2 protein-coding genes are annotated in these 3,029 nt (G+C 70.3%); both read right to left on the bottom strand.

Translation table 11 applies throughout. The features are described from left to right. Window positions 1-95: 95 nt before the first annotated feature. A complete protein-coding gene (locus FPZ41_RS45900; RefSeq protein WP_407698909.1) occupies window positions 96-986 on the bottom strand; it encodes a GNAT family N-acetyltransferase in 891 nt (296 codons plus the stop codon). 120 nt (window positions 987-1,106) lie between these two features. Then, a partial coding sequence (locus FPZ41_RS45905) for an IucA/IucC family protein (RefSeq protein WP_152870778.1) occupies window positions 1,107-3,029 on the bottom strand: 1,923 nt, incomplete at its 5' end.

Consider the following 3,029-nt stretch of genomic DNA (forward strand, 5'->3'; position numbering starts at 1 on the left):
GGGTGGGATGGCGGGTGGATGCAGCACGGAGTCCTTCGAAGTTCTTCTCGGGTGGGAACCGCTTCGTGGTGAGCGGTGTACCAAAAGTGATGGCGCTACAGCAGATCGCGCAGGGCCCGGTCTCGGACCATGAGGGCGGCTCGCTTGTCGGGCAGGTCGACCTCGGCGGAGAACCGGAAGCCGGCGCTCAGGAACGCGGCGATGGAGGGGGTGTTGCGAAGGTCGGGTTCCGCGATGACGCGTGCGCACGAGGGCCGCTTGTCCAGCACAAGGTCGGCGAAGGCTCGGAGCAGGGCTGAGCCGATACCGCGGCCGCGGTCGGCGACACCGCCGATGACGAGGTGGACGCCGGTGTCGTGCGGGCGGGCGGGGTAGTGGCGGGCCAGGGGGTCGAGATCCGCGCGGTAGACCTCCCAGTAGCTCATCGGGGTGCCGTCCAGCAGACCGAGGCACGGAATGCTGCGTCCGTCTCCGGCCAGCTGGTGGCGCAGGTGTCCCTCGGTCACGGACTGTGGTCCGGCGAGTTTCCAGAAGGCGGCCACGGCGGGGTCGTTCATCCAGCGGCTGATCAGCGGAAGATCCCGCTCGACGCGTACGGGGAGGAGGTGCAGGACACCTACCGGGGTGGTGACCGGACCCCAGTCGGCAAGGCGGTCGAGCAGGTCGTCGTCCGTCGGAACGCCGTCCGTAGGCCACGCCTCCGCGCCGTCCCCCTCGCCCGGTCCCCCGCCGTGCTTCTCGGCTTCCTCGGCCAGGAAGTCCAGGAACTCGTCGGGCAGGCGTAGGTCCAGTGTGTCCTCGCTGTCCGAACGCACAGCGGTGACGGCGGTACCGGTGACGGGCTGGTCGGTGGTGTCGGTGTCGGCGGTGCCGCCGGTTGGGCCGGTGGTGCCGGTGCGGGCAGCAGTGCTGCTGTGAGCGGCGGTCGGGGTGCCGTTCGGGGCGCAGGCGGTCCCGGCGTCGGTGCTCGCATCGGTGGGAGGCACGGCGACGCTCCTCTCAGGAGACGGGGTGGGTCATGTTCCTCAGGGATCAGGTGTCAGGGATGTGCAGGGAAGGGATACGGGGATGTCAGGGAAGTCGAATGGGCCGGGTGTGCCCATCCATCAGGAGCGGAGGGGATTGGCGATGGTGACGTAGACGGACTGGGTGTCCACGGGGCCGACGAGTTCGTCGAGGCCGTGCAGCCGGGTCAGCAGGTTCGCCTTGCAGCGCAGGACAGGTGAGTCGAGGAGCAGAGCGGGCAGGGAGGTACGCAATCGGGCAGGGCCGGTGACCGCACGAGCCAGGAAGCGGCGGAAAGCGGCGAGCAACAGCCTCTCGTCGGCGAGGTGTTGGGAGCCGAAGGCGCCGATGAGCCCGAACACGTTGTTGATGGCGAGGTAGTACGCGAAGCGTTCGTCGCTGACCTCGTCGGAGACGAACGTGTCGCTCTGCTCACCGATGCCGGGCAACCGGGCTTCGAGCTCCGCACGGCGGGACTCGCGGAAGTAGTAGCCCTGGTTGTCACGGTAGCGGCCGCCTCTGGGCCAGCCCTCGGGGTCCAGCAGGAGCAGGGTGTTCTGCTGGTGGGCTTCAAGGGCGATACCGGCCTCGCCGTCGAGCCACAGCACGGGGCGCACGACGTGTTCCAGGTAGCGCAGGAACCACTCGGTGGCGACGGCTTGGCGGGTGCGTCCGGTGCGGCCGGCGAGGCGAGTGACGATGTCGGTGAGCCTGGAACGCATGACGAGGTCGGGGGTGTCGACGGGCCAACCGTGCTGCTGGTGATCGGTCCCGCGCGGTTGGACGGACGTGTTCGGCTGGACGGACGCGTGCGGTTGACCCGTGTCGTGGTCCCGGACGATCGCGTGGGACGAGCCGGTCGGGGGGCGTTGGCCGGTTGGGGGGCTTTGGCCGGTCGCACACGGCCGCGGGGAGACGAGGCCGGCGATGCAGGTGACGTCGTCCGCCGGGTCGAACGGGTTGTGCCGGATCACCACGTCCAGGCCGGGGACGGGGCGGCCGTCCGGTCCGGTGACCGCGAGCCAGGCCGGGTCGCGGACGATGTCGAAGCCGGGGTGGGCGTTCCGCCACTCCCGCGCCAGGCCGGTGCGGAGGAGGCGGTGGACCTCGACTCCGCGGTGGAGTTCCTTGCGGAGATTCTCGCGACGGGAGTTGGTGATGCGTAGCCCCAGCGACAGCTTGAGCATCGCGGGGGCGCCGGAACGGTAGAGGGTGCGCACGGAGGAGGTGGGGTGCCAAGGCGAGCCGAAGCGGCCGAGGTACTGGAGGAGCCCGGCATCCAGCAGGGCTGCGGTGTCGGCGCGGTGCAGGATCGCGTGGAGTTGCCAGGGGTGCACGGGTAGGGCGGTGTGGCCCTTGGGCAGAGGCAGCCCGGAGCCGGCCAGCCTGGAGGTCAACTGCTCGGCGGGGACGAGTCGACCGCGCTCCGTCCATGCCGAGTCGGCCGCCAGGGCGGATGGGGCGACCGCGATCCAGTGCAATGGGAAGGAGCCGCGCGACTCCGGTGAGTAGAGCCGTGCTGCCGCTTCGGAGAGCCCTTCACGGCTTTTCGGAGTGGGGTGCAGGGGGTGACCGAGTACGAGTGACTGTTCGGCGGCGAGGAAGAGATCGGGTACGTCGGTGGGGTTGTTGCGCCGGTCGCGGATGAACACAGCGGTGCGCCGGAGCGAGTCGGCGACCCGGTCAACGAGGTCGGCGCTCTCCGTTCCCGAGGGCTGCGAGGCATCCGCTTCCGCGTCATCCGCTGCGGCGGCTTCCCTGGCCAGCAGGGCTGCCACCGTCACCGCGTCGGCCGGGGGTGCGGTTTCGGGGGCGTCTGCCAGACGGGGGAGTCCGAAGCGGTGCCAGCCCGTGGGGGACCAGTAGTGGACCGGAGCGAGGAGAGCTGTGCCGGTGACGGGGAGGGGGACACGGAGGGTGCCGTCGTCGGGGGCGAGGATGTCGTGTTCCCGTGCCCAACAGCGCAGTAGGTTCTCGACGGCGGCGGCTTGGGCGGCGGTGTGTGGGTCGGGGTGGTTCAGAAG

This window comes from Streptomyces acidicola (assembly GCF_009377235.1).
Taxonomy (GTDB): Bacteria; Actinomycetota; Actinomycetes; order Streptomycetales; family Streptomycetaceae; genus Streptomyces; species Streptomyces acidicola.